Source organism: Shewanella halifaxensis HAW-EB4 (assembly GCF_000019185.1).
GTDB classification, from domain to species: domain Bacteria; phylum Pseudomonadota; class Gammaproteobacteria; order Enterobacterales; family Shewanellaceae; genus Shewanella; species Shewanella halifaxensis.
Genome location: NC_010334.1, coordinates 3,643,358 through 3,669,846 on the forward strand (window position 1 = coordinate 3,643,358; position 26,489 = coordinate 3,669,846).

Below are 26,489 nucleotides of genomic sequence, written 5' to 3' on the forward strand. Positions count from 1 at the left end.
TGTCGCTCTCAAAAATCAATCACGTCTGCCCCAAAGTGAGGCAGACAAAAGGTGTACCTAGATTCATAACAAAGTCGTTATTGACTTTAACGCTTATGCTGAGGTTTCAGCTTCAAGGTGTTCACTCTTGACTTAATAGCCTGTCGTTGAGCTTGTGACAAGCTATCGACTTTAGGTGCTTTATCACCTCCCCCCCCAACCTGCATCGATTTCTGACCTCTCCCAATCAATGCGGATTTGACCAAGATCATTTTGATAGATCACATAAGTATTATCCCAAGACATTGCACCATCACGTACCGTATAAGTACCGTCACCATTTGGTTCAATGATGGCTATAGTTTTACCATCCTCTTTACGATAGATTTTGGCTTGCCCATTCTCTTCATCAATAACGAGCTCGAATGGGTTCACATCAGGCTTAGGTTTATTAGCATTCCCCCAGCCATCATCTTCACCAAACTCAGGAGAGTTATCAGCTGGCTTATCACCTATATCAGGGCGTTCTTTACTCGCACCCCAATCTGGCGTTTCACCAAAATCTGGCAAGCCGAAATCAGGATCTGTTTCAGGTAAGTCATTATCGGGAGCGATTTCAATGGGATTACTCGGCGTACCGGGGATCTCTATTGGTAGATCTAGGCCTGGATTATCAAAACCAGGATCAGTGTTGTCTTTAACTGAAGATGTTGAACTACAGGCTGATAATAGAAACACTGAAAGTAACGCGCTTACTAGGCTTGTCTTTTTAAAGTTCATAATGTGTGCTCTCTTAAGTAAGTTAAAACGCTAGGCAAATTGCCTTTAGCCAAAGGATCGAGTGGAATTAACCACAGCTAACTATTCGATAGACATATGCTAACGATATAAGAGCAGGAAAATAATAGTGCCAGATAGGCTTAACACATTCACACTATGAATGTATAAAACCTAAATAAATGAATTACGAGCTTAAAAAGAAGAGTTCAATATAAAGAGTTATGGTTAATATACTCACCAATCATATCCATATATTTTTTACGGTAACGACTAAACCCCTCATTTAATTTGAAAGGTTGAGTCAAAAAGTGATTTTTATTGCGGATTCCATCAGTATGTGAGGCTTTACTTATTAAACCGTATCCAGTAGCCAGGTTCATAGAAACAATTCTATAGAAGCGTTGATGTTAAATTTTTGCTTGCATTTCGCTTTGTCCTGATTACGTTCAGGCCTTAGCCAGATCTAGTCGTTCATTCATCTACTAATGACGTTATCTGCTCTCTAAGCCAAATATGGGCAGGATTACGGTTATGCTTCTTTTTCCACACCAGTTCAATATCTAGTGGCTTAGTATTAAAAGGAAGTGGAAGTAGCTGAAGATTGAACACTTTTTCAAAATCATTTGAATAATTTCTAGGAGCAACCCCAATAGCATCACTGGTCGAAACTGCCGAGAACAAGCTCAACATCGATGATTTACTGCTATAAACCTTACGATTAGGTAGTACCTCTTCACTAAGAATATCAACTGCGGTGCGATTAAATCGTCTCAGCTTAACGAATACATGCCTTTCTGCAAAAAACTGCTCCCAAGATATCGACTCCTGTATCCTCGGATGCTCTTTACTTGCAACGCAAACTGCCGCCTCTTGTATCAACAGTTTACGTTCAAAGCGATTATCTTCAGGCAAGCCGATATCGATAACGAGATCCGCTTGTTCAAGAGTAAGTAACTCAAGAATTTCACTATCAAAATCAGGTGGTTCTCGGAATATAATCTCTATAGGTAGATCTTTGACCAGTTCATCAAGCCGCCTTTGTAGCATATGGGCAATAACATCATTGGCGAGAACCACAAACTGGCGTTCAGAAGTGTTAGGATCAAATCCCTCTAACCCATTGATTGTCTGTTCAATATTACAGAAAGAATCATTGAGCTGTTCAAAAAGATAGTTCGCCATGGCGGTAGGTTTAATATTTCGGCCCGCACGAACAAATAACTCCTCTCCTACGACGGCTTTAAAACGATTGATTGCATTGCTTACAGAGGGCTGAGTCAAGTCAAGCTCCTCAGCTGCTAAGGTATAAGACCCCGTACGACAAACAGCTAAAAACACTCTTAAGAGGTTTACATCAAACTGCTTTTGTTGTGTCATTGCTTTCCCTCTATCTTAGCGCTTAACCGTTGAACCATATTTAAGCAAATAATTCACTTTAACACACTATCTAAACTCGGATTAACCTACTTATTTAATTAACTTTAGTATCGTATTTCTCAACCAAATATTGGCTGGGTTTTGCTCGAGCTTATGGCTCCATACCATGTAATATTCGATAGGCTCAACATCAAAGGGCAACTCAAATACCTGTAGGCCAAACAATTCTGCATATTCATCGGTATAGGATTGAGAGGCGATAGCTAAGGCATCACTTTTAGAGGCCACGGCCATCATACTTAAAATCGATGATTGCTCACTGTGCATCTGTCTCGCCGGTAGAACATGTTTAGTCAGTAGATCTGCAACGCTAAGGTTATAGCGGCGCATCTTAAAAATAATATGCTTTTCACTAAAATACTGCTCTTGGGTAATCGCCCCTGTGATGCGCGGGTGGCCTTTTCTGGCCACACACACCAACTTATCTTGCATCACCTTTTGGCTCTTAAAAGATGCTGATTCAGGTAACCAAATATCCAGTGCTAGGTCGACTTTCTCAAGCTGCAACTCCATCTGCAACTCTTCCTCAATTAATGGCGGCTCACGAAATACAATATTGATTGAGAGCCCTTCTAACGCTTGCTCAACTAAGCCTTGCAGTAGCTGAATTGCTGACTCACTGGCATAGACATAGAAGGTACGTTCACTGGTACTGGCTTCAAATACCTCAAAACTTGAAGCGACCTGTTCGATTTCAGACACAGGACTCGCAAGCTGCTGATATAAGTTCATCGCACTCGCCGTAGGTTTCACTCCTCTACCAACGCGAATAAACAGCTCTTCCCCCACCGATAACTTAAGACGCGCAATGGCATTACTCACCGACGATTGAGTCAGGTCTAACTCCTCGGCTGCGCGGCTAAATGATGACGTACGGTACACCGCAGTAAAAATGCGAAATAAATTAAGATCGAATGACTTTTGCTGTGACATAAATATTTCCGCTTAGCGTTAATAATGGCTGCAGTAATATTCATATTATAAATATTAAAAGTAAAGTTCACCCTAATTATTATTCGAATTTCCCTCGCTATACTGGCTACATTCAATCGAAAGACGTCTTTTATTGCAGAGTTACCCCAAGGATTAAGACGTAATGCTATGAACCAAATCAATTTACCAAGGAGAACTCATGAAGCAGACTCTACTTACTCTCTCAATCTTATCGGTTTTTTCATTCAATGCTGCCGCCGCTCAGCATGAACATGACCACATAACAATCCATTACCATGGTAAAGATGCCACGCAGCACACCATTGCTCATAACAAGGCCGTAGCAGACACTCTTAACTTTGACGATACTCGTGCATTCGAGCAATCTTCCAAAAACTTAGTGGCAAAGTTCGATAAAGCGACCGCTGACATTTTACGAGCCGAATTCGCCTTTATCAGCGATAACACCCCAGATTCGGTTAACCCATCACTATACCGCCAAGCACAACTTAATATGGTGCCAAATGGCCTGTATAAAGTCAGCGATGGCATTTACCAAGTGCGTGGTACCGATTTATCTAACCTCACACTTATTCGCAGTGATAATGGCTGGATAGCCTATGATGTATTGCTAACTAAAGAGGCTGCTAAAGCATCACTGCAATTTGCCTTAAAGAACCTGCCAAAAGATGGCGACTTACCTGTTATCGCCATGATCTACTCCCATAGCCATGCCGATCACTTTGGTGGCGCTCGCGGCATACAAGAGATGTTCCCTAACGTCAAAGTCTACGGCTCAGATAACATCACCAAAGAGATTGTTGATGAGAATGTACTCGCCGGTAACGCCATGAGCCGCCGCGCAGCCTACCAATATGGCGCAACACTGGGCAAGCATGATCACGGTATTGTCGATGCAGCATTAGGTAAAGGCCTATCGAAAGGTGAGATCACCTATGTGGCGCCGGACTACACCTTAAACGGTGAAGGAAAATGGGAAACGCTCACCATAGATGGCCTAGAGATGGTATTTATGGACGCATCAGGTACCGAAGCAGAATCTGAAATGATCACCTATATTCCATCCAAAAAAGCGCTTTGGACTGGAGAACTGACTTACCAAGGCATGCACAATATCTATACCCTACGCGGCGCAAAAGTGCGCGATGCTCTGAAATGGTCAAAAGATATTAACGAGATGATTAATGCCTTTGGTGACGATGTTGAAGTACTTTTTGCATCCCACTCGGCACCGGTCTGGGGTAATCAGGATATCAATGAGTTCTTGCGCTTACAGCGTGATAACTACGGCTTAGTCCATAACCAAACACTAAGACTGGCTAACGATGGCGTCGGTATTCAGGATATTGGCGATGCAATTCAAGACACGATTCCAGAGTCTATCTATAAGACATGGCACACAAATGGCTACCATGGCACTTATAGTCATAATGCCAAAGCGGTTTACAACAAGTACCTAGGTTACTTCGATATGAATCCGGCCAATCTAAATCCACTACCAACAAAGCTCGAGTCAGCTAAATTTGTTGAGTACATGGGCGGCGCCGATGCTGCGGTAAAACGTGCACAGAACGATTATGCTCAAGGAGAGTACCGCTTCGTGGCGACGGCACTGAACAAGGTGGTAACCGCTTATCCTGAAAACGATAAGGCGCGCCAACTACTGGCCGACACTTATGAGCAACTCGGTTATCAATCGGAAGGCGCGGGCTGGAGAAACATCTACCTAACAGGCGCACAAGAGCTCAGAGTCGGTATTCAAGCTGGCGCCCCTAAAACTGCATCGGCTGACGTGATAAGTGAAATGGATATGCCGACACTGTTCGACTTCCTTGCGGTTAAAATTGACAGCCAAGTCGCCGCGAAACACGGCTTAGTGAAGATGAATATCATCACCCCAGACACTAAGGACATTCTTTACATTGAACTTAGCAACGGCAACCTAAGTAACGTCGTTGTCGACAAGGAGCAACAAGCCGATGCCAACCTTATGGTCAACAAGGCGGATGTAAATCGCATTTTGCTTGGGCAGACCACCCTTAAGGCGTTATTAGCAAGTGGCGAGGCTAAGCTGACAGGCGATAAAGATGCCTTTGGCAAAATTGCCAGCAGCATGGTGGAGTCTAATCCCGCCTTCGAGATTGTGCCAACACCAGTTAAGTAACTGAAGAACCCTAACTCTACTCTGTTTACAGACAAAACGGGGCGCATGATGCGCCCCGTTTTTTATTATTCGCTGTTAAGCATTAACGGTTATTAAACCCTTTCTAACAGTGCTTTCAAATCAACACTCATTGCCTTGATGCTCACTTGCTTACACTGCCCTACACTGATTGCAAAACGATACTGCTCATCTGATTGCCCGACATCTAAGTGCCCAACATTCAGGTGCCCGACATCCAGATGCCCAAGCCAGCAGTGCCAATCTTGCGCGGCTTTCATCTTCTGTAGCGGCTGTTCACTCGCAACTTGCTCCTCCTCACTCTCTTGTTGTGTCGAGAGGGCGATGTTTTGCTTAAGGCGTATAGGTGACGAGCCTAGCTCACTAGTGGCAGCATACGCTAAAGGGCTAACACCTTGAATGACGCCAAGCTTAAGTGAAGTCTCAACCAAGGTCGAGAAATCAAAGGCAAAAGATTTAAGCGACAGGGCTAAGCCTAAGCCTTTAGCTTTAATGTAAGACTCTTTAAGAGCCCATAAGTCGAAAAAACGCGCTCGCTGGAACTCTGCTGGCAATGCCAACAGAGCAGCCTTTTCGGGCTCAGAGAAGTAATGGCTTAGAATCGAATAAATATTGGTACTGCTGCGGCAACGCTCAATATCGACCCCAAACTCCACAGCATCCGCCTCGTTGCAGTATTCAGCTTTTAATCTTGGCGGGCAAATCCCCACCAATAACCAGTCGCCGCTATGACTTAAATTAAAATGGATCCCAGTTTGTTTAAACTGAGCTTCACTTAATCTAGGTTTACCTTTGTCACCATACTCGAAACACCAATCAGCAGGCAGAATATCACTGTGTTTAGATAGCAAAGCACGTAGAAAGCCTCTCACCATCAGGGCGTGCTCTTTAGCTTCCTGCTTGATGTAGCGATTAACTTTATCAATTTCATCTTGCGGTAGCCAAGTGTTAATCAAGGCTGCAGATTCAGTATCGAGATCCGTGCTGTTTAACGGACAGAAATACAATTTTATTGCAGTGAGTTCAGACAAAACCAGCTCAAATGTGAACGTAGATATATGGGCTATTGTGGCCTGTTTTAATTCAAAACAACAGCCACAAACTCAAATGGTGCCACAATAGCTCAAACTCCTCGAAACCTCCCCATTAACGCATTAATGTAGCCTGTACCCTATCGGGAACCACATCATAACGGCTAAAGCTCATTGAGAACTGCCCCTCTCCTCCAGTCATCGATTTTAATCGAGTAGAATAGTCGGCAACATTTGCAAGCGGCGCTTCCACACTCACCTCAACCATACCATTGGTTTGCGCCTGAGTGCCGCACACCATGCCTCTAGAAGCACTGATATCACCGGTGATCTCCCCAACGTAGCCCTGCTCTACGCAGATCTGCATATCAACGACAGGCTCAAGGATCACAGGTTGTGCCGAGGTAACAGCCTCCATAAAGGCTCGCTTGCCCGCCATGACAAACGCTATCTCCTTAGAATCCACGCTATGATGTTTACCATCTAATACTGTGACTTTAATATCCTGCATCGGGAAACCACCTACCCCTCCCGCTAACATGGCTTCGCGCACGCCTTTCTCTATCGCTGGAATATATTGGCTTGGCACAGAACCACCCACCACTTTACTGACAAACTCAAAACCTTGGCCACGGGCCAACGGCTCAACCATCAACTCGACTTCACCAAACTGCCCTGAGCCTCCCGACTGTTTCTTATGGCGATAACGTGACTTTGCCTCGGCTAAGATGGTCTCTCTGTATGGCACCGCAGGTATATTGGTTTCCATATCCACATTGAACACAGTTTGCGCCTTCTCTAGCGCAATTTGCAGATGCAGATCTCCCTGCCCCTGCAGCAGAGTTTGCCCCAGTGCTTCACCTCGAGTGACTCGCAAACTGGGATCTTCTGCCACAAGTTTATTCAACACCTCAGATAACTTTTGTTCATCGCCACGTCGTTTAGGGGAAACTGCTAGGCCGAAAATAGGCTGAGGTAGTGCGTTCTCTGGCATGTGAAAATCATCTTCATCATGACTGTCGTGCAACACCACACCGATCTCAAGCTCTTCGACTTTGGCAATGGCATAGATATTCCCTGGTATCGCTTGAGCCACATCAATATGCTTCTCACCTTGTAATTTAATCAGGTGAGCCACTTTAAATGGCTTACGCCCTTGACCGATATATAGCTTCATCCCCACATTGATTGTGCCTTGATATAAACGAAATACCCCCATACGCCCAAAGAATGGGTCAACTGCGACCCTAAATACGTGGGCGAGTACGTGCTCGTTAGGATTCTGATTGACTGTGACAGCTTTAGCGTTATCGCCAAAACCTTTTACAAATTGCGGTGGGTTAGCCTCTAGAGGGTTAGGCATTAATTTAATAAGGATCTCTAACAGCGAACTGATCCCTATCTCTTTTTCGGCACTGGTAAAGCAAACTGGGACTAAGTTGCCTAAGCGTAATGCCGTTTCAAGTGGAGCATGCAGCTGCTCTGGGGTTAACGATTCGCCCTGCTCAAGATAGAGCTCCATTAACAGCTCATCTTCTTCAAGCACGGTATCAACCAATTCATCTCGGGCACATTCGGCGCCAATAAAAGCGGTTTGAGCTTGTGGGTCACAGTGCAAATAGCAATCCACTACCCCATCACCAGTAACATTAGGCAAGTTAACGGGTAAGCATCGCTGACCAAACTGTGCTTGAATCGTTTGTAGCAAAGGCGCTAACGCCGACTCATTGCCATCAATATGATTAATAACGATGAGTACCGCTTTACCTTGACGACGGGCAGCTTCGAAGGCTCTTTTGGTTATCGCCTCTATGCCAACCCCTGCGTGGATCACCAAAACAACAGATTCAACGCCTGGTAACGGCAACAAGGCTCGACCAAAGAAGTCAGGTAATCCAGGGGTGTCTATGATGTTGATGTGGTGATTGGCGTAATCGAGATTGAGGAATGAAGGTTCTAAACTATGGCGGTGAGATTTTTCTTGGGCAGTGAAATCAGCGTGATTAGTGCCCTTATCGACCCTGCCTTTTAATGTTATCGCCTCTGCACGAAAAAGAAGCGCCTCTAACAGAGAAGATTTTCCAGATCCAGTGTGTCCAAGCACAGCCAGATTTCGGATCTGCTCGGTAGTAAATTCAGCCATCTTGGCCTCCTTTTTTTACATTATTTAGTCAATCCATTTTCTATTTGCAGTCTTAGTTGAGCAAATTATAGTCAGTATAGACCGCTGTAAACTAGTAATGTTTGAGCTAGATCACTCTTTTTAACAACAACTAAAAGCCCCCTTAAAACAACCAATTAGCTTACAAGTGTTCACCGAATCTGGTCATATCAGTCATTATTAAGTCCCAGGTGATTGTATTGCCTTACCAGCTCAGGTAGTCTGCTCTGCCATTAGCTTGAAAATATCGACAAAAATGTGATGGCAGCAGACTTAGAACTGGATTTTTAGCGCCGCTTGACCATTAAGTCCCGACAGATTATTAACGGATACCCGCTAAACTGATGGCAGAAATAAATAGCATCCACTTAAAAGAAGTAAACAATAACTCGAATAAGTGTACGCAAGTTGACAACGAAACAAGGCATCGCAATGCCACTACGACTCCTGAGATGCGCCGATTCATTCAAGAGTCCGATCTTGGCGTCAGTCAACTCTCAAAAATATTAAACATTAGCGAAGCCACCGTTCGTAAGTGGCGCAAACGCGACTCTGTCGAAAACTGCCCTAATACGCCCCACCATCTCAATACCACGCTAACCCCTCTGCAAGAGTATGTTGTGGTCGGGCTGCGTTATCAGCTAAAAATGCCATTAGATAAGCTGTTACAGGCGACACAGAAATTTATTAATCCGAATGTATCCCGCTCTGGGTTAGCAAGGTGTTTAAAGCGTTATGGGGTTTCAAGGGTTAGCGATATTGAAAGCCCCCATGTACCGATGCGCTATTTTAACCAGATCCCCGTTACTCAGGGCTGCGATGTACAAACCTATACCTTGCACTATGAAGCACTGGCTAAAACTCTAGCCTTGCCTAGTAACGACGGTGACAATGTGGTCCAAGTGGTTTCACTGACCATCCCACCGCAATTAACCCAAGAAACGCCCAGTTCAATTCTGCTCGGCATCGATCCTCATAGTGATTGGATCTATCTCGACATCTATCAAGATGGCAATACCCAAGCCACCAACCGTTACATGACCTATGTACTTAAACATGGGCCGTTCCATCTACGAAAGTTACTCGTGCGTAACTATCACACTTTTTTACAGCGCTTTCCTGGTGCGACGCCAAATCGCCACACCTCAAAAGATAAGCCTAAAACAAACAACAAGACGCCTGACACTCAGGCACCCAGCGGAGACTCATAATGAGCCAGACCTCTAAACCTACAAAGTCAGCTAAAGCGACTGAGCAAGCACAAGACTCACAAGCTGATTCACGCTTAAATAAGCGCCTTAAAGATATGCCTATCGCCATCGTTGGCATGGCTAGCATCTTTGCTAATTCTCGTTACTTGAATAAGTTTTGGGACTTAATCAGCGAGAAAATCGATGCCATCACCGAATTGCCATCGACTCACTGGCAACCAGAAGAGTATTACGACGCAGATAAAACCGTAGCCGATAAGAGTTACTGTAAGCGTGGTGGTTTCTTGCCTGACGTTGATTTCAACCCAATGGAGTTTGGCCTGCCGCCAAATATCCTAGAGCTAACCGACTCATCGCAGCTGCTATCATTGATTGTAGCCAAAGAAGTATTAGCCGATGCCAATCTGCCAGAAGGTTACGACAGAGATAAGATTGGTATCACTCTTGGCGTGGGCGGCGGTCAAAAAATTAGCCACAGCCTAACGGCACGACTACAGTATCCGGTACTGAAGAAAGTGTTCGCCAACAGCGGCATTAGCGATCAAGACAGTGAAATGTTGATCAAGAAGTTCCAAGATCAATATGTGCATTGGGAAGAGAACTCATTCCCAGGTTCATTAGGTAATGTGATTGCTGGTCGGATCGCCAACCGTTTCGATTTCGGTGGCATGAACTGCGTGGTCGATGCCGCCTGTGCAGGCTCACTCGCCGCAATGCGTATGGCGCTTACCGAGCTGACCGAAGGCCGCTCAGAGATGATGATCACTGGTGGTGTCTGTACCGATAACTCACCGTCTATGTACATGAGCTTCTCAAAAACACCTGCTTTCACCACTAACGAAACCATTCAGCCATTTGATATCGACTCTAAAGGCATGATGATTGGTGAAGGTATTGGCATGGTGGCACTTAAGCGCCTTGAGGATGCAGAGCGTGATGGCGACCGTATTTACTCAGTTATTAAAGGGGTGGGGTCATCATCAGATGGTAAATTCAAGTCTATCTATGCACCGCGTCCTGAAGGTCAAGCAAAAGCGCTAAACCGTGCCTATGATGACGCAGGTTTTGCGCCGCACACTCTAGGGCTTATCGAAGCTCATGGTACAGGTACTGCTGCAGGTGACGCCGCCGAATTCGCAGGTCTTTGCTCAGTATTTCGCGATGAGAACGACACTAAGCAGCACATCGCGCTGGGCTCAGTAAAGTCACAAATTGGCCACACTAAATCGACTGCGGGGACTGCGGGTCTTATCAAGGCGGCATTGGCACTACACCACAAGGTGTTACCAGCAACAATTAACGTCAGTCAGCCAAGTCCTAAGCTTGATATCGAAAACTCACCGTTTTACCTCAATACCGAGACCCGCCCATGGCTACCTCGCGTCGATGGTACGCCGCGCCGTGCAGGTATTAGCTCATTTGGTTTTGGTGGCACTAACTTCCACTTCGTATTGGAAGAGTACAACAGTGAGCATAGACGTGAAGATAGCGAGAAAACCAAGTACCGTCAGCGTCAAGTCGCACAAAGCTTCTTAGTCAGCGCTGCCGATAAGTCAGCACTGATTAGCGAGCTAACCAAGCTTGCTAGTGCCAGCACTCAAGCAGAATTTATCCTCAAAGATGCTGCAGCAAATTATGCTGTTCGCCAACTAAATTCGACCGCGCCACGTATCGGTTTAGTGGCTGCAACGTCTGATGAGTTAGCAAACTTAATTAAGCAAGCCATTGCCAAGCTATCTTCAAGTGATGACGCCTCATGGCAGCTACCGGGTGGCACCAGCTACCGCGCTGCTGCGATTGAAGGCAAAGTGGCTGCACTGTTTGCTGGCCAAGGTTCTCAATACCTGAATATGGGCCGAGAGCTTGCCTGTTATTACCCAGAGATGCGTCAGCAATTTGTAACTGCCGATAAAGTCTTTGCCACTAACAACAAGACACCGCTTTCACAAACGCTATATCCAAAGCCTGTATTTAACAAAGACGATCTGAAAGCCCAAGAAGCGATTTTGACCAATACCGCCAATGCACAAAGTGCAATCGGCGCTATCTCTATGGGTCAGTATGAACTGTTCACTGCTGCCGGTTTTAATGCCGACATGGTAGCAGGTCACAGCTTTGGTGAACTAAGCGCATTATGCGCCGCAGGCGTGATCTCAGCCGATGATTACTACCAGCTTGCCTTCGCCCGTGGCGATGCTATGGCCACTAAAGCAGAATCGAAAGATGGTCTAGAGGCTGATAGCGGCGCAATGTACGCTATTATTCACCAAGAAAAAGGCACTACAGATCTAGCAACCCTTGAAGCAACCATTGCCAAGTTCAATGGTGTTAAAGTGGCCAACTACAATGCACCAACCCAATCTGTAATTGCAGGCCCTACCGATTCAACAGGCGATGCTGCTAAGGCTCTCGCTGAGCTTGGTTACAAGGCGATTAACCTACCAGTATCAGGCGCTTTCCACACCGAGCTTGTAGGCCATGCCCAGGCACCATTTGCTAAAGCGATTGATGCCGCCAAGTTTACTAAAGCTAGCCGTGCACTCTACTCCAATGCAACTGGCGCACTTTACGATACGAGCGCCGCTAAGATTAAAGCCTCGTTTAAGAAACATATGCTGCAATCGGTACGCTTTACATCTGAACTTGAAGCCATGTATGACGCTGGTGCACGCGTATTTGTCGAGTTCGGTCCAAAGAACATCTTACAAAAGTTGGTACAAGGCACCCTAGCAAACAAAGCAAGTGAAGTTTGCACCATCTCTATCAACCCAAATCCTAAGGGTGATAGCGATCTACAGCTTAAACAAGCTGCTATGCAACTCGCTGTATCAGGCGTAGTGCTAAGCGAAATCGACCCATACCAAGCCGATATCGCAGCGCCAGAGAAGAAGTCTCCAATGAGCATCTCGCTTAACGCTGCTAACCATATCAGCAAGGCAACACGCGCTAAGATGGCAAAATCCTTAGAGACTGGCATCATCACCTCTCAAATTGAGCGAGTGATTGAAGAGAAAGTCATCGAGGTCGAGAAAGTGGTCGAAGTCGAAAAAATAGTTGAAGTAGAGAAGATTATTGAAGTGGCTGTTCAGCAGCCGAGTAATGAACAAGCGGCTCACAATCAAGTGAATACCAATCCAGTTCAGGCTCATTCAGTTATAGCCAGTTCAGTTAAAGAGAATCAAGTAGTGCCTAAAAACAGTCAGCCAGCAGCTCATAGCATTAGCAGCGATGCGCTAAGCAATTTCTTTGCCGCGCAGCAGCAAACAGCCCAGCTTCATCAACAGTTCCTAGAGATCCCGCAGCAGTATGGCGAGACCTTCACCACCTTGATGACAGAGCAAACTAAACTGGCAGGTTCAGGTGTGGCTATCCCAGAAAGCCTGCAACGCTCTATGGAGCAGTTCCACCAGCTACAAGCTCAAACACTGCAAAGCCACACTCAGTTCCTTGAGATGCAAGCTGGCAGCAACATTGCCGCGCTAAACCTACTTAATGGCACTCCGACCACCACTTATGCGCCACTGATTCAAAGCGAAGTCGTTCAAAGCCAAGTCGTAACACAGCCTGCAGCCATCACAGTGACAGCTGCTGCGCCAGCACCTGTTCAGACTACAGCGCTACAGACCGCTGCTATCGCTACAACTCCTCAAGTGCAAGCACCACAAGTTAGCCGTCAGACTGCACCAGTACAAACTGTTGTGGTACCTGCCAAGGTCGAGCCTGTTGTTGCGACTAACACAAGTACCGCTGAAGGCTCTAGCGCCGCGGCGGCTCTTAATATTAGTGCGCAAAAAGTGCAAGCAACCATGCTTGAAGTTGTGGCTGAAAAGACCGGTTACCCAACAGAGATGCTAGAGCTTGAGATGGATATGGAAGCCGATTTAGGCATCGATTCTATCAAGCGCGTAGAGATCTTAGGTACGGTGCAAGATGAGCTACCGGGTCTACCTGAGCTAAGCCCTGAAGATTTAGCCGAGTGTCGCACTCTTGGCGAGATCGTGGCTTATATGAACTCTAAGCTATCATCTGCTCCTGTTACTGCTTCTACGACTGCGACTGTTGCAGCTGTGGCCACAGCAAACGGCCTGAGCGCCGACAAGGTAAAAGCCACCATGCTTGAAGTTGTGGCTGAAAAGACTGGCTACCCGACTGAGATGTTAGAGCTTGAGATGGATATGGAAGCCGATCTAGGTATCGATTCTATCAAGCGCGTTGAGATCCTTGGCACAGTGCAAGATGAGCTACCGGGTTTACCAGAGCTTAGTCCTGAAGATTTGGCTGAGTGTCGTACCCTTGGCGAAATCGTTAGCTACATGAATAGCAAATTGCCTTCTGTTGATTCTCAAGTTGCTGTAATAAGCGCTGCACCTGCGGTTGTTAATAACAACGCTGCGACTGTTGGTCTTAGCGCTGACAAGGTACAGGCGACGATGATGTCTGTGGTTAGCGATAAAACCGGTTACCCGACAGAGATGCTAGAGCTTGAGATGGATATGGAGGCCGATCTCGGTATCGACTCTATCAAGCGTGTAGAAATTCTAGGTGCGGTGCAAGATGAGCTACCGGGTCTGCCTGAGCTAAACCCTGAAGACCTAGCTGAGTGTCGTACTCTTGGCGAAATCGTTAGCTATATGAATAGCAAATTGCCTTCAGTAAGCGCTCAAGTTGCTGATACAAGTGCAGCTGAGGCCTCTAGCGCGGCTGTTAATGTTAGTGTTAGTTCACTCTCCGCGTCTCAAGTACAAAACACCATGATGTCGGTAGTTGCCGAAAAGACCGGTTACCCAACGGAAATGCTTGAACTGAGCATGGATATGGAAGCAGACCTTGGTATCGACTCTATCAAGCGTGTTGAAATTCTTGGTACGGTACAAGACGAGCTACCGGGTCTACCTGAACTAAACCCTGAAGATTTGGCTGAGTGTCGCACACTGGGCGAAATCGTGGCTTATATGGGCAGTAAACTCTCTACAAGTGCCGCCGCGGCGCAAGTTGCTCAAGTGAGTGCTGCACCAGCTGCAAACGGACTTTCTGCTGAAACAGCCTTGAGCTCGCAAACAGCCTTGAGCGGTGAGACAGCCCTGAGCGCACAAAAGGTACAAGCTACCATGATGTCGGTAGTTGCCGAAAAGACCGGTTACCCAACGGAAATGCTTGAACTGAGCATGGATATGGAAGCAGACCTTGGTATCGACTCTATCAAGCGTGTTGAAATTCTTGGTACGGTGCAAGATGAGCTACCGGGTTTGCCTGAGCTTAATCCTGAAGATTTGGCTGAGTGTCGCACCCTTGGCGAAATCGTAGCGTACATGAATAGCAAATTGCCTACAGTAAGCGCTCAAGTTGCTGATACAAGTGCTGCTGTTAATATTAGTACGGCTAAAGGCTCACTCTCTGCAACTCAGGTGCAAAACACTATGATGTCAGTGGTTGCCGATAAAACCGGCTACCCAACTGAAATGCTTGAACTGAGCATGGATATGGAAGCTGATTTAGGCATCGACTCTATCAAGCGCGTTGAAATTCTTGGCACAGTGCAAGATGAGCTGCCAGGCTTGCCTGAGCTTAATCCTGAAGATTTAGCCGAGTGCCGTACCCTTGGAGAAATCGTTAGCTATATGAATTCTAGGCTGTCTACAACTGTCGCAGCTGTATCAGGTGCAGTTAAGTCAGTTGCAGAGACGATCACCTCTTCTTTAGAACTTCCTCCTCATAGCGAGGTAGCGCTAAAAAAGCTTAATGCGGCGAACAAACTTGAAGACTGTTTCGCCGCAGATACAACTGTTGTGATCAACGATGATGGTCATAACGCAGGTGTCCTAGCAGAGAAACTAACAAAACAAGGTCTTAACGTTGCTGTAGTACGTCTACCTGAAGGCCAGCCACAATCGCCACTTTCAAGTGACGTAGCCAGCTTTGAGCTAGCATCAGGCAAGGATTCAGAGCTTGAAACCAGTATTGCTGCAGTTATCGCACAAATTGAAACACAGGTTGGCACTATTGGTGGCTTCATCCACCTACAGCCAGAAGTTAATGCAACTGAGCAAGCGAATGCGGTTAACCTAAATGCGCAAAGTTTCACCCATGTAAGCCACGCGTTTTTATGGGCAAAACTGTTGCAACCTAAGCTTACAGCTTCAAGTGATAAGCGCCGCTGTTTTGTTACCGTCAGTCGTATCGATGGTGGCTTTGGTTACCTAAATACCGATGCACTTAAAGGTGCTGAACTAAACCAAGCGGCACTAGCAGGTTTAACCAAAACCCTAAGCCATGAATGGCCTGAGGTTTTCTGCCGCGCACTGGATATTGCAGCCGATGTCGACGCGACTCATTTCGCCGATGCGATTACAGCTGAGCTATTTGATAGCAGCACTCAACTGCCAGAAGTGGGGATCGCTGTCGATGCTAAGGGGAACGTTTCACGTACAACCTTAATTGCAGGCGATGCGAGTGAAAAACATACGGCTTGCGAGCTAAATAGTTCAGATAAAATACTGGTGACCGGAGGTGCAAAAGGTGTGACCTTCGAATGTGCCCTTGCCTTAGCCAAGCGCACTCAGTCTCACTTTATCCTTGCAGGCCGTAGTGAGCTGCTTGCTATCCCGACATGGGCTGAAAACAAGCAAATTAGCGAGCTAAAACCCGCTGCCATTGCCCATATCATCTCAACAGGTAATAAGCCGACCCCTAAACAGGTTGAAGCCTTAGTCTGGACGGTAAAGAGTTCAATCGAGATCAACACTGCCCTTGAGGCTTTTGCCCAAGTTGGCGCAAGTGCCGAATATGTCAGCATGGATGTGACCGACAGCGCCGCTATCACAGCAGCACTAAACGGTCGCTCAAATGAGATCACAGGCCTTATCCACGGTGCAGGCGTTCTTGCCGACAAGCATATTCAAGATAAGACAATAGAAGAGTTGGCCCGCGTCTACGGCACTAAGGTTAATGGCCTTAAAGCCCTGTTAGCCGCACTTGATTCAAGCAAGGTGAAACTACTTGCCATGTTCTCATCTGCAGCCGGTTTCTACGGCAACACAGGTCAGAGCGATTACGCCATGTCTAACGACATCCTTAACAAGGCGGCGCTGCAGTTCACTGCTCGCAATCCACAAGCTAAAGTGATGAGCTTTAACTGGGGTCCTTGGGATGGCGGCATGGTCACCGATGCTCTGAAGAAGATGTTTACCGAGCGTGGCGTGTACGTTATCCCACTAAAAGCAGGGGCAGAGCTATTTGCTAGCCAACTGCTTAGTGAGACTGGCGTTCAGCTACTGATCGGTACCTCGATGCAAGGCGGTGCAGATACAAACAAAGCTGATGGCTCAAACAAAGCTGACGGCTCTTCTCAGGCTGAAGGCTCTAAAGAGGCTGCTTCTGTAAAAAAGCTTAATGCGGGTGAGGTGCCGAGCGCACTGATCCCGCAGAGTCTTGCGCCTATGACGTTAACAAGAGCCTTAAACCCTAATGCGATGGTCTTTATCCAAGACCACCGCATTAGCGGTAACCCTGTGCTCCCCACTGTATGCGCAATTCAGTGGATGCGCGAGGCCGCGAGTAAAATGCTCGGCTCTCAGGTTAAAGTTCTCGATTATAAGCTGCTCAAAGGGATCATCTTCGAAAGCGACGATATTCAAGAGATGACGCTTGAATTGACGGCAGTAGTTGCAAATAGCGAGCTTAAAGCTTGTGAAGCTCCAAAGTTGCAGGCTCTAATCACTAACCAAGGACGCCCGCAATATAAGGCGACCCTAGTCAGTGCAGAGGGCAGCCTTGATGCAGCATCGAAATCATTCGCGGCGCTTGGTGATGCAGTCACATCGGCTGATGAGCTATACAGCAACGGTACCCTATTCCATGGGCCACGTTTGCAGGGCATAAAGCAGGTATTTAACTTTGATGACAAAGGCCTATTAGCCAGCTGCCAACTACCACAGGTGAGTGACAGTGATTGCGGCCAGTTTGTGGCAACAACGCATATCGGCGGCAGTCAGCCGTTTGCTGAAGATCTGCTGCTGCAGGCGATGCTGGTCTGGGCAAGGCTTAAGTACGGGGCTGCGAGTTTGCCATCAAGTATTGGCGAGTTTATCTCACACAAGCCGTTGGCATTTGGTGACAAAGGGATGCTGGAGCTAGAGGTCGTTAAGACAAGTGCTCGTTCACTTGAGGCGAATGTCGCGCTTTACCATGAAAATGGTGAGCTTAGCGCGATGATGAAAGGGGCGAAAGTCACTATCAGCAAGAACCTCAACAGCGCTTTTTTGAATGAAGCAGCCTTGAGCAAAGGAGAACGCGCCTAATGGTTAACTCGACAGCTAACGTTAGGTCTCCTAGCGCCAGTGCAGTTAGCGTCAGTGATCAAGTTATCAAGAGTGAGATGCCACTGCGCATCGCACTCTTGGTGCTACCTACGCCACTAGACCTAAGACTTTATAACGCAGAAAACGCTAAGCTACTGCCTCACTTATTGCCTGAGCTGTATCGCTCAAAATTGCTTGAGACAACTGAACTTGTCTCTATCAAGGTCGATGACTTTGAGGCTAACTTAACAGCCACTATCGAGTCGATTGAGCAAGGCAAGATAGTGCAAATATCAACGGAAACAAGCTCTCTGCTGATGATGCCGGCGCTAACTGCCGCACAAAATCGCATTCACCCTCATGCGGTACTTGCTGCAATGCAGATCCAAACAGGATCAGGTTCAGTGACCTCCGCCCTCACAGACACATGTATCGCTGATTCTTGTATGGCTGACTCTTGTATGAAGAGTGCTTTAAACCAAGCCAAGCGTAAGCAAGCGAGTGTTAGCAAACGTATCGACCTGCCTGAGCTAAGTAGCACAGAGCAGTTTGATGCTGTGTGTGAGCAGATCAAAAATCTGGCCTCTCGTACTCACCATAGAGATCCAGCATCGATTAGCCCTAAGCAAGCGACGAGTCACTACTGGTTTACTGAGCACCATCAAGCACGCGTACTGGCGATCAATCTGACTAACGCTTCACAAAGCAGCTCAGCGGCTGAGCCAACAGCAAACTGTATCAGCTTCGTTGTCTCCCAAGGCACAGGCTTTATCGCGGCAAAATCGATTATCAATGAACAGCGATTGCAGTTTGTTATATGTGCTGATAGCCAAGCAGGCCTTACCGCAGAGCTTGGGACACTACAAGCTAAACTAACAGCGCTGATATCAAAGCCCGCAGACAGAGGCTCACTGCTGACTTTGATGCGTGATAACTTACTTGCCTTTGAAGCCAGCACTCACCGTGAATACGCCATCATATTGCAAGCCAGCTCTCTTGAGGGCATGCAGCAAGAGATTGACGCAATAAGCCTAGCTCTGCCTAAGGTGATGAGTGAAAAAGGCCAAGCTCACTCGTCACAATATAAGACACCCGCGGGAAGTTATTTCACGGCTGAGCCTCTCGGTACAACTGACCAGAGTGGTCTTGCCTTTGTCTACCCTGGCGTAGGCACAGTCTATAGCGATATGTTCAGTGAGCTACATGGATATTTCCCGTCACTCTATTCACAGTTAGAGCGTGAAGGTGACTTAAAATCCATGTTCCAAGCCGATGCTATCTATAATTTAGACCCTAAAGTGACGCCTGCCATGCCACTTGGCGATCTGGCTATTGCGGGTGTGGGAAGCAGCTACCTACTGACTCAGTTATTGGTGAAAGAGTTCGGCATCACGCCTAACTTTGCCTTAGGTTACTCCATGGGTGAAGCCTCAATGTGGGCAAGTCTTGGTGTATGGAAAGACCCACACGCTTTGATTGAAAAAACCAAAACGGATCCGCTATTTACTCACGCGATTTCAGGCAAGCTCACCGCTGTTCGCAGGGCGTGGCAGCTAGATGAAACCGATGCGGATATTATGTGGAACAGTTTTGTGGTGCGCTCAGCCGCTGCACCGATTAAGGCGCTACTACCAAAGTTCCCCCATGCCTACCTTGCGATTGTTCAGGGAGATACCTGTGTGATTGCAGGCTGTGAAACTCAGTGCCGCGAGCTACTAACTCAGTTAGGTAAGCGAGGCATCGCTGCAAACCGTGTCACTGCGATGCATACGACTCCAGCAATGGAAGAGCATAACAACGTAGCGCTGTTCTATCAGCAGCCCCTTGAAGAGTCATTACCGACTGAGATTAAATTTATCAGTGCAGCTTCTGGCGATAGCAAGGTTACAAACAGCCATGGCGGCCTCGATAGTCAAGTAGTCGCAAGCTCCATTGCCGATACCTTCTGCAACACCTTAGACTTTACCGCGCTTATTCATAGTGCACAAAAGCAAGGTGCCAAGCTATTTGTCGAGTTAGGTGCAGACAGACAAAACTGCACACTTATCGACAAGATAGCCAAGCTCGATAGAAATACGAATGCAGGTACAGCTGAAAGTTTCTTAACGTCAAAGAAAACTGAAGAGTCTCAAGCAAACTCTTTACCTCAAAAAGACGCCGCGGGCGCTTGCACTGTCCCCGTCAATGCCAAAGGCGGTAATGATATCACGACCCTACTCAAGGCATTAGGCCAACTCATTAGTCATCGCGTGCCACTCACGACTCAACCACTTATCGATGGATTAAATCGTGAGATAGCACTGACTCAACTGCAAGCTGTATCGACCGCACAACAAGTCACAGCCGAGCAGATGACAACCCTAACATTACAAGGAGAAGTCTAATGTCTTCTTCAGATAAAAAAATACCCGCAGGTATGCAAAGCAAGATCGCCATCGTCGGTCTCGCCACCCTCTACCCTGATGCTAAAACTCCACAGGAATTTTGGCAGAACTTACTCGATAAACGCGACTCGCGCACAACCCTCACTAATGAAAAGTTGGGGGCAAATAGCAGCGATTATCAAGGCGTTCAAGGCCAATCGGACCGTTTTTATTGCGATAAAGGCGGTTACATAGAAAACTTCAGCTTCGACCCAAGCGGTTATCAACTGCCAAGTGATAGCCTAAGCGGACTCGATAGTAGCTTTCTATGGGCACTAGATACTAGCCGTAAGGCTCTCGATGATGCGGGTATCGCCTTAAGCAGCGACGTATTAACGCGCACCGGTATCGTTATGGGAGCACTGTCATTCCCAACGACTCGCTCAAATGATCTGTTTCTACCTATCTATCACAGCGCCGTTGAAAAAGCGCTGCAGGATAAATTAGGTCATCAAGGGTTTAAGCTAAACCCAACCAATGCTCACACCACTCGCGCCCAAAGCGAAATGAGTCTAGACAACGCCAACGGTGCGATAGCCCATAACGCCTCTAAAATCGTTGCCGATGCATTGGGCCTTGGCGGCGCGCAGCTTAGCCTAGATGCCGCCTGTGCCAGCTCGGTTTACTCACTCAAACTTGCCTGTGACTACTTAAGCACAGGTAAAGCTGACATCATGTTAGCGGGCGCAGTATCGGGTGCAGATCCCTTCTTTATTAATATGGGATTCTCAATTTTTCATGCCTATCCCGATCACGGTGTATCAGTCCCCTTCGATGCCAACAGCAAGGGCCTGTTCGCTGGCGAAGGTGCAGGCGTTTTAGTACTAAAGCGTCTTGAAGATGCCGAGCGTGATGGCGATAAAATCTATGCTGTCGTCAGTGGCGTTGGATTGTCTAACGATGGTAAGGGACAGTTTGTCCTTAGCCCTAACCCCAAAGGTCAGGTAAAAGCTTTCGAGCGCGCCTACGCGGCCAGTGATATCGAGCCTAAAGATATCGAAGTGATTGAATGTCATGCCACAGGTACCCCGCTGGGCGACAAGATTGAGCTAACCTCGATGGAGACCTTCTTTGCAGATAAGCTTGGCGGTAGCGATGCGCCATTAATTGGCTCGGCAAAATCTAACCTAGGTCACCTACTGACTGCCGCTGGCATGCCGGGGATCATGAAGATGATCTTCGCCATGAAAGAGGGCTTCTTACCACCGAGTATCAATATCAGCGACGCTATCGCCTCGCCTAATAAGCTCTTTGGTAAGCCGACCCTACCCAATATGGTTCAGGGCTGGCCGGATAAAAGATCCAACAATGTCGATGGCGTAAAACACCGTCATGCAGGCGTGTCGGTATTTGGCTTTGGTGGCTGTAATGCCCACCTTTTACTAGAGTCATACTCAGCGGTTCAGGCCGCTGGCTCACAAGCTACAAGCAAGCAAGCTGTAGGTCATCAAGCTGTACCAGCAACTAAACCTGAGTCGATGAAGATCACAGGTCTTGCCTCCCACTTTGGTCCGCTAAGCAGTATCAACCAGCTCAATGACGCCATCAGCAGCAATAGTAACGGCTTTATTTCGCTACCAAAACAGCGCTGGAAGGGTCTAGAGAAGCATAGCGAACTGCTGGCAAAGTTTGGCCTAAACGTAGCGCCAAAAGGAGCCTATATCGACAGTTTCGAGCTCGATTTTCTGCGCTTTAAGCTGCCGCCAAATGAAGATGATCGCCTGATCTCACAACAACTGATGTTGATGAAGGTGACCGATGAGGCGATTCGTGATGCCAAGCTAAATCCGGGTCAAAAAGTAGCAATATTAGTCGCTATGGAAACCGATCTAGAGCTACATCAGTTCCGCGGCCGCGTTAACCTGCACACTCAGCTGCAAGAGAGCCTATCAGCCATGGGCGTGACCTTAAGTGCTGATGAGTATCAAGCCTTAGAAGCGATCACCATGGACAGTGTCCTCGATGCAGCCAAGCTGAACCAGTACACCAGTTTTATCGGCAATATCATGGCCTCACGCATCGCCTCACTATGGGACTTTAACGGCCCGGCATTTACCATCTCGGCCGCAGAGCAATCGGTGAGCCGCTGTATCGATGTCGCCCAAAATATGATGGCAAGCGAAGCACTGGACGCTGTAGTTATCGCCGCGGTGGATCTCTCGGGTAGCTTCGAGCAGGTTATCTTGAAAAACAGTGTCGAGCCAGTATCAATCGATGCCACAGCCACCCAAAACCGTAATGGCTGGAATGTGGGTGAAGGCGCTGGCGCTATCGTACTGGTACCGAGCAATTCTAGCGCTGCCGATAGTCAAGACTCGTATGGCCAAGGCTCTTATGGAGAGATAAGCGCCCTCGCTTTTGGCAAAGCAACAGAGGCGAGACACGTCACGGATAAGCTACTGACTCAAGTCGGTGCAGAGCCTAGCAGCATCAAGCTGGTTGAAACCAGTGTTGCACCAGGAAGCAGTGTACACTCACCGGTAAACAATCTACTGCCTCACGTCACCAGCACTTGTGCAGAGGAGCGCGTGGGCCACAGCTTTGCTGCAGCGGGAATGGCGAGTCTGCTTCATGGTCTACTCAACCTTTCTTTGCAAGAGCAGCAGGGAGGCGCGCCACAATGCGCATTGGTCAGCAACACGAACGAAGATCAAACCTCGCAGCTATTGATTAGCCAAAGTGCACCCCAACAGCGTGCGCTCACATCGCGCTTAAGCAATGAGCTTAAGTCTGATGCTAAGCATCAACTATTAAAGCAAGTCACCCTAGGCGGCCGTGATATCTATCAACATATCATCGACACACCACTGGCAAGCTTAAGCTCAATTCAGAGCAAGCTTGCCCAAGGCACAGCCTCCTCTGTTATCAAGCGAGATAAGCCACTTATTACCCGCACTGTTGCACCAGCTAGCCCTACACCAGTATTAGGTAACCCTATGACCAATCAAACTAAAACTATTACAACTGAAGCGCCGCCGACTAAAACCGCAGCAATCGATGTGTCTGCTGGCAACTTAAGCGCATTTCAACAGAACCAGCAACTGACTCAAGCGGCTCACCAAGCATTCTTAGAAAGCCGCTCAGCAGGTATGAAGGTTGCCGATGCCCTATTAAAGCAGCAGCTTGCTCAAGTGACAGGTCAAGCACCTGCAGCTATTTCTTATGCAAATACATTGAACACTGCTCCTTCAAATCAAGTGCAAGCACCTGCGTCGATTCTTGGTTCTTTACCCAAGGATAAGGAGCTCAAGCCTGATCATGCTAACGTAGCACCATACACAGCGCCGACACCTGAGCTTAAGCCCTGTATCTGGAACTATGCCGACTTAGTCGAGTACGCCGAAGGGGACATTGCCAAGGTATTTGGCTCAGACTACGCGATTATCGACAGCTACTCTCGCCGCGTACGTCTTCCGACCACAGACTACCTATTGGTGTCACGCGTCACTAAGCTCGATGCCACCATCAACGAGTTTAAGCCGTGCTCAATGACCACTGAGTATGATATTCCGGTTGATGCACCTTATCTTGTCGATGGTCAGATCCCATGGGCAGTAGCGGTCGAGTCTGGTCAGTGCGATTTAATGCTAATTAGCTACCTAGGTATCGACTTTGAGAACAAGGGCGAGCGTGTCTATCGTCTGCTCGATTGTACCCTCACCTTCTTAGGCGACCTGCCACGTGGCGGCGACACTCTAAGATATGACATCAAGATCAATAACTACGCTCGTAACGGCGAAACACTATTATTCTTCTTCTCATACGAGTGTTTCGTTGGCGACACCATGATCCTTAAAATGGATGGTGGCTGTGCAGGCTTCTTCACCGATGAAGAGCTTGCCGATGGTAAGGGCGTTATCCGCACCGAAGATGAAATCAAGGCGCGTAACTTAGCAGTTAAAAAGACCTTCAACCCGCTGCTAGACTGCCCGAAAACCAGCTTCAGCTATGGCGAGATCCATAAGCTACTCAGCGCCGATATCGAAGGCTGCTTTGGCCCAAGTCATAACGGCCCAGCGCAACCATCGCTTTGTTTCGCATCAGAAAAATTCTTGATGATCGAACAAGTCAGCAAGGTTGAACGCAATGGGGGCGCCTGGGGCTTAGGTCTTATCGAAGGTCATAAGCAACTCGAGCCGGACCACTGGTACTTCCCTTGTCATTTCCAAGGCGACCAAGTGATGGCAGGCTCCTTGATGGCTGAAGGTTGTGGTCAGCTGCTACAATTCTTTATGCTGCATCTTGGTATGCATACTCAAACCAAGAATGGTCGTTTCCAACCGCTTGAGAATGCCTCTCAGAAGGTGCGTTGTCGCGGACAGGTATTGCCACAATCTGGCACACTGACTTACCGTATGGAAGTGACTGAAGTTGGTTTCAGCCCTCGCCCATACGCTAAGGCGAATATTGATATCTTACTTAACGGCAAAGCCGTAGTGGATTTCCAAAATCTAGGGGTGATGATCAAAGAGGAAGATGAGTGTACTCGTTACCCGCTTCTTACTGCTCCAGCGACAGCCGCTAACGCTCAACAGGCAACTAATGTTCAGACAAGTGCAAAGAAGGTATATAAGCCTGCATCGGTAAATGCGCCGTTAATGGCACAAATCCCCGATCTGACCAAAGAGCCAAACAAGGGCGTTATTCCAATCTCTCACGTTGAAGCGCCAATCACCCCTGATTACCCGAACCGCGTACCAGATACCGTACCCTTTACGCCGTATCACATGTTTGAGTTTGCTACGGGTAACATCGAAAACTGTTTTGGTCCGGAGTTTTCAATCTATCGCGGCATGATCCCACCACGCACGCCTTGTGGCGACTTGCAGGTGACGACTCGCGTTATCGAGGTGAACGGTAAGCGTGGTGAGTTTAAGAAACCATCATCTTGTATCGCCGAATATGAAGTGCCCGCAGACGCATGGTACTTCGATAAGAATAGCCATCAGTCAGTAATGCCTTACTCCATTTTGATGGAGATCTCCCTGCAGCCTAACGGCTTTATCTCGGGTTACATGGGCACAACGTTAGGTTTTCCAGGCCTTGAGCTGTTCTTCCGTAACTTAGATGGTAGCGGCGAACTGCTGCGTGATGTGGACCTTCGTGGTAAGACGATTCGTAACGACTCGCGTCTGTTATCAACCGTTATGGCAGGCACCAACATCATCCAGAGCTTTAGCTTCGAGCTAAGCACCGATGGTGAGCCTTTCTATCGCGGCACAGCGGTATTTGGTTACTTCAAGGGTGAAGCCCTTAAAGATCAACTCGGTCTAGATAACGGCAAAGTCACTCAGCCTTGGCATGTGGCTAATGGCGTTGCAGCGACCACTAAAGTGAACCTACTCGATAAGAGCTGTCGTCACTTTAGTGCACCAGCTAACCAGCCACACTACCGCTTAGCCGGTGGTCAGCTGAACTTTATCGACTCTGTAGAAATAGTCGATAACGGCGGCAGCGAGGGATTAGGTTACCTCTACGCCGAGCGTACTATCGATCCAAGTGACTGGTTCTTCCAGTTCCACTTCCACCAAGATCCTGTGATGCCGGGTTCCTTAGGTGTTGAAGCGATTATCGAAACCATGCAGACTTACGCCATTAGTAAAGATTTAGGCGCTGGATTTAAAAATCCTAAGTTTGGCCAGATTTTATCGAACATCAAGTGGAAGTATCGCGGTCAGATCAACCCGCTAAACAAGCAGATGTCGATGGATGTCAGCATCATCTCGGTTAAAGACGAGAACGGTAAGAAGGTGATCACGGGTAATGCCAGCCTGAGTAAGGATGGCCTGCGCATATACGAAGTCTTCGATATTGCCATCTGTATCGAAGAATCTCTTTAACTCGGAGTGAGTGACTGGCTATTTTACTCAATTTCTGTGTCAAAAGTGCTCACCTATATTCATAGGCTGCGCGCTTTTTCCTAGAAATTGAGCAAAAGTATCTGCGTCCTAACTCGATTTATAAAATCGAATGATTTAATAGGAGCTAGCTGCGCGCTAAACCATTAAAGCATGAATGATTTTAAAGAAAAGAA

At 47.5% G+C, this 26,489-nt stretch carries 10 protein-coding genes; 5 read left to right on the forward strand and 5 right to left on the reverse strand.

Annotated features, from left to right (window positions below; translation table 11 throughout):
* Positions 1 to 183: 183 nt before the first annotated feature.
* The 3 genes from SHAL_RS15520 to SHAL_RS15530 form a co-directional block, all read right to left on the reverse strand.
* Positions 184 to 759: a hypothetical protein gene (locus tag SHAL_RS15520; protein ID WP_012278076.1), complete on the reverse strand. Its 576-nt coding sequence runs from the start codon at positions 757 to 759 to the stop codon at positions 184 to 186.
* A 471-nt stretch (positions 760 to 1,230) separates the two neighbouring features.
* A complete protein-coding gene (locus SHAL_RS15525) occupies positions 1,231 to 2,136 on the reverse strand; it encodes a LysR family transcriptional regulator (RefSeq protein WP_012278077.1) in 906 nt (301 codons plus the stop codon).
* 90 nt (positions 2,137 to 2,226) lie between these two features.
* Positions 2,227 to 3,129: a LysR family transcriptional regulator gene (locus SHAL_RS15530; protein ID WP_012278078.1), complete on the reverse strand. Its 903-nt coding sequence runs from the start codon at positions 3,127 to 3,129 to the stop codon at positions 2,227 to 2,229.
* A 199-nt stretch (positions 3,130 to 3,328) separates the two neighbouring features.
* On the opposite strand from SHAL_RS15530, the gene SHAL_RS15535 reads away from it, so the two are divergent.
* The gene (locus SHAL_RS15535; protein WP_012278079.1) at positions 3,329 to 5,314 is read left to right on the forward strand and encodes an alkyl/aryl-sulfatase; all 1,986 of its coding nucleotides are present in this window, start codon (positions 3,329 to 3,331) and stop codon (positions 5,312 to 5,314) included.
* 92 nt (positions 5,315 to 5,406) lie between these two features.
* On the opposite strand, the gene SHAL_RS15540 is transcribed toward SHAL_RS15535, so the two are convergent.
* A complete protein-coding gene (locus tag SHAL_RS15540) occupies positions 5,407 to 6,363 on the reverse strand; it encodes a 4'-phosphopantetheinyl transferase family protein (RefSeq protein WP_012278080.1) in 957 nt (318 codons plus the stop codon).
* Between the two features lie 115 nt (positions 6,364 to 6,478).
* The gene (gene fusA, locus SHAL_RS15545; RefSeq protein WP_012278081.1) at positions 6,479 to 8,506 is read right to left on the reverse strand and encodes an elongation factor G; all 2,028 of its coding nucleotides are present in this window, start codon (positions 8,504 to 8,506) and stop codon (positions 6,479 to 6,481) included.
* Between the two features lie 362 nt (positions 8,507 to 8,868).
* Between fusA and SHAL_RS15550 the strand changes: the two genes are divergently transcribed.
* The 4 genes from SHAL_RS15550 to pfaC are packed head-to-tail and all read left to right on the forward strand — an operon-like array spanning position 8,869 to position 26,295.
* A complete protein-coding gene (locus tag SHAL_RS15550; protein WP_012278082.1) occupies positions 8,869 to 9,735 on the forward strand; it encodes a helix-turn-helix domain-containing protein in 867 nt (288 codons plus the stop codon).
* The gene (locus SHAL_RS15555) at positions 9,735 to 18,032 is read left to right on the forward strand and encodes a type I polyketide synthase (RefSeq protein WP_012278083.1); all 8,298 of its coding nucleotides are present in this window, start codon (positions 9,735 to 9,737) and stop codon (positions 18,030 to 18,032) included. The genes SHAL_RS15550 and SHAL_RS15555 overlap by 1 nt, the downstream gene beginning before the upstream one ends.
* A complete protein-coding gene (locus tag SHAL_RS15560) occupies positions 18,032 to 20,416 on the forward strand; it encodes a PfaB family protein (protein ID WP_012278084.1) in 2,385 nt (794 codons plus the stop codon). The genes SHAL_RS15555 and SHAL_RS15560 overlap by 1 nt, the downstream gene beginning before the upstream one ends.
* The gene (gene pfaC / locus SHAL_RS15565; RefSeq protein WP_012278085.1) at positions 20,416 to 26,295 is read left to right on the forward strand and encodes an eicosapentaenoate synthase subunit PfaC; all 5,880 of its coding nucleotides are present in this window, start codon (positions 20,416 to 20,418) and stop codon (positions 26,293 to 26,295) included. The genes SHAL_RS15560 and pfaC overlap by 1 nt, the downstream gene beginning before the upstream one ends.
* Positions 26,296 to 26,489: the final 194 nt, after the last annotated feature.

Coding starts and splice junctions, on each gene's coding strand:
- SHAL_RS15520 (WP_012278076.1), bottom strand. CDS start 759: ATGAACTTTAAAAAGACAAGCCTAGTAAGCGCGTTACTTTCAGTGTTT.
- SHAL_RS15525 (WP_012278077.1), bottom strand. CDS start 2,136: ATGACACAACAAAAGCAGTTTGATGTAAACCTCTTAAGAGTGTTTTTA.
- SHAL_RS15530 (WP_012278078.1), bottom strand. CDS start 3,129: ATGTCACAGCAAAAGTCATTCGATCTTAATTTATTTCGCATTTTTACT.
- SHAL_RS15535 (WP_012278079.1), top strand. CDS start 3,329: ATGAAGCAGACTCTACTTACTCTCTCAATCTTATCGGTTTTTTCATTC.
- fusA (WP_012278081.1), bottom strand. CDS start 8,506: ATGGCTGAATTTACTACCGAGCAGATCCGAAATCTGGCTGTGCTTGGA.
- SHAL_RS15550 (WP_012278082.1), top strand. CDS start 8,869: ATGGCAGAAATAAATAGCATCCACTTAAAAGAAGTAAACAATAACTCG.
- SHAL_RS15555 (WP_012278083.1), top strand. CDS start 9,735: ATGAGCCAGACCTCTAAACCTACAAAGTCAGCTAAAGCGACTGAGCAA.
- SHAL_RS15560 (WP_012278084.1), top strand. CDS start 18,032: ATGGTTAACTCGACAGCTAACGTTAGGTCTCCTAGCGCCAGTGCAGTT.
- pfaC (WP_012278085.1), top strand. CDS start 20,416: ATGTCTTCTTCAGATAAAAAAATACCCGCAGGTATGCAAAGCAAGATC.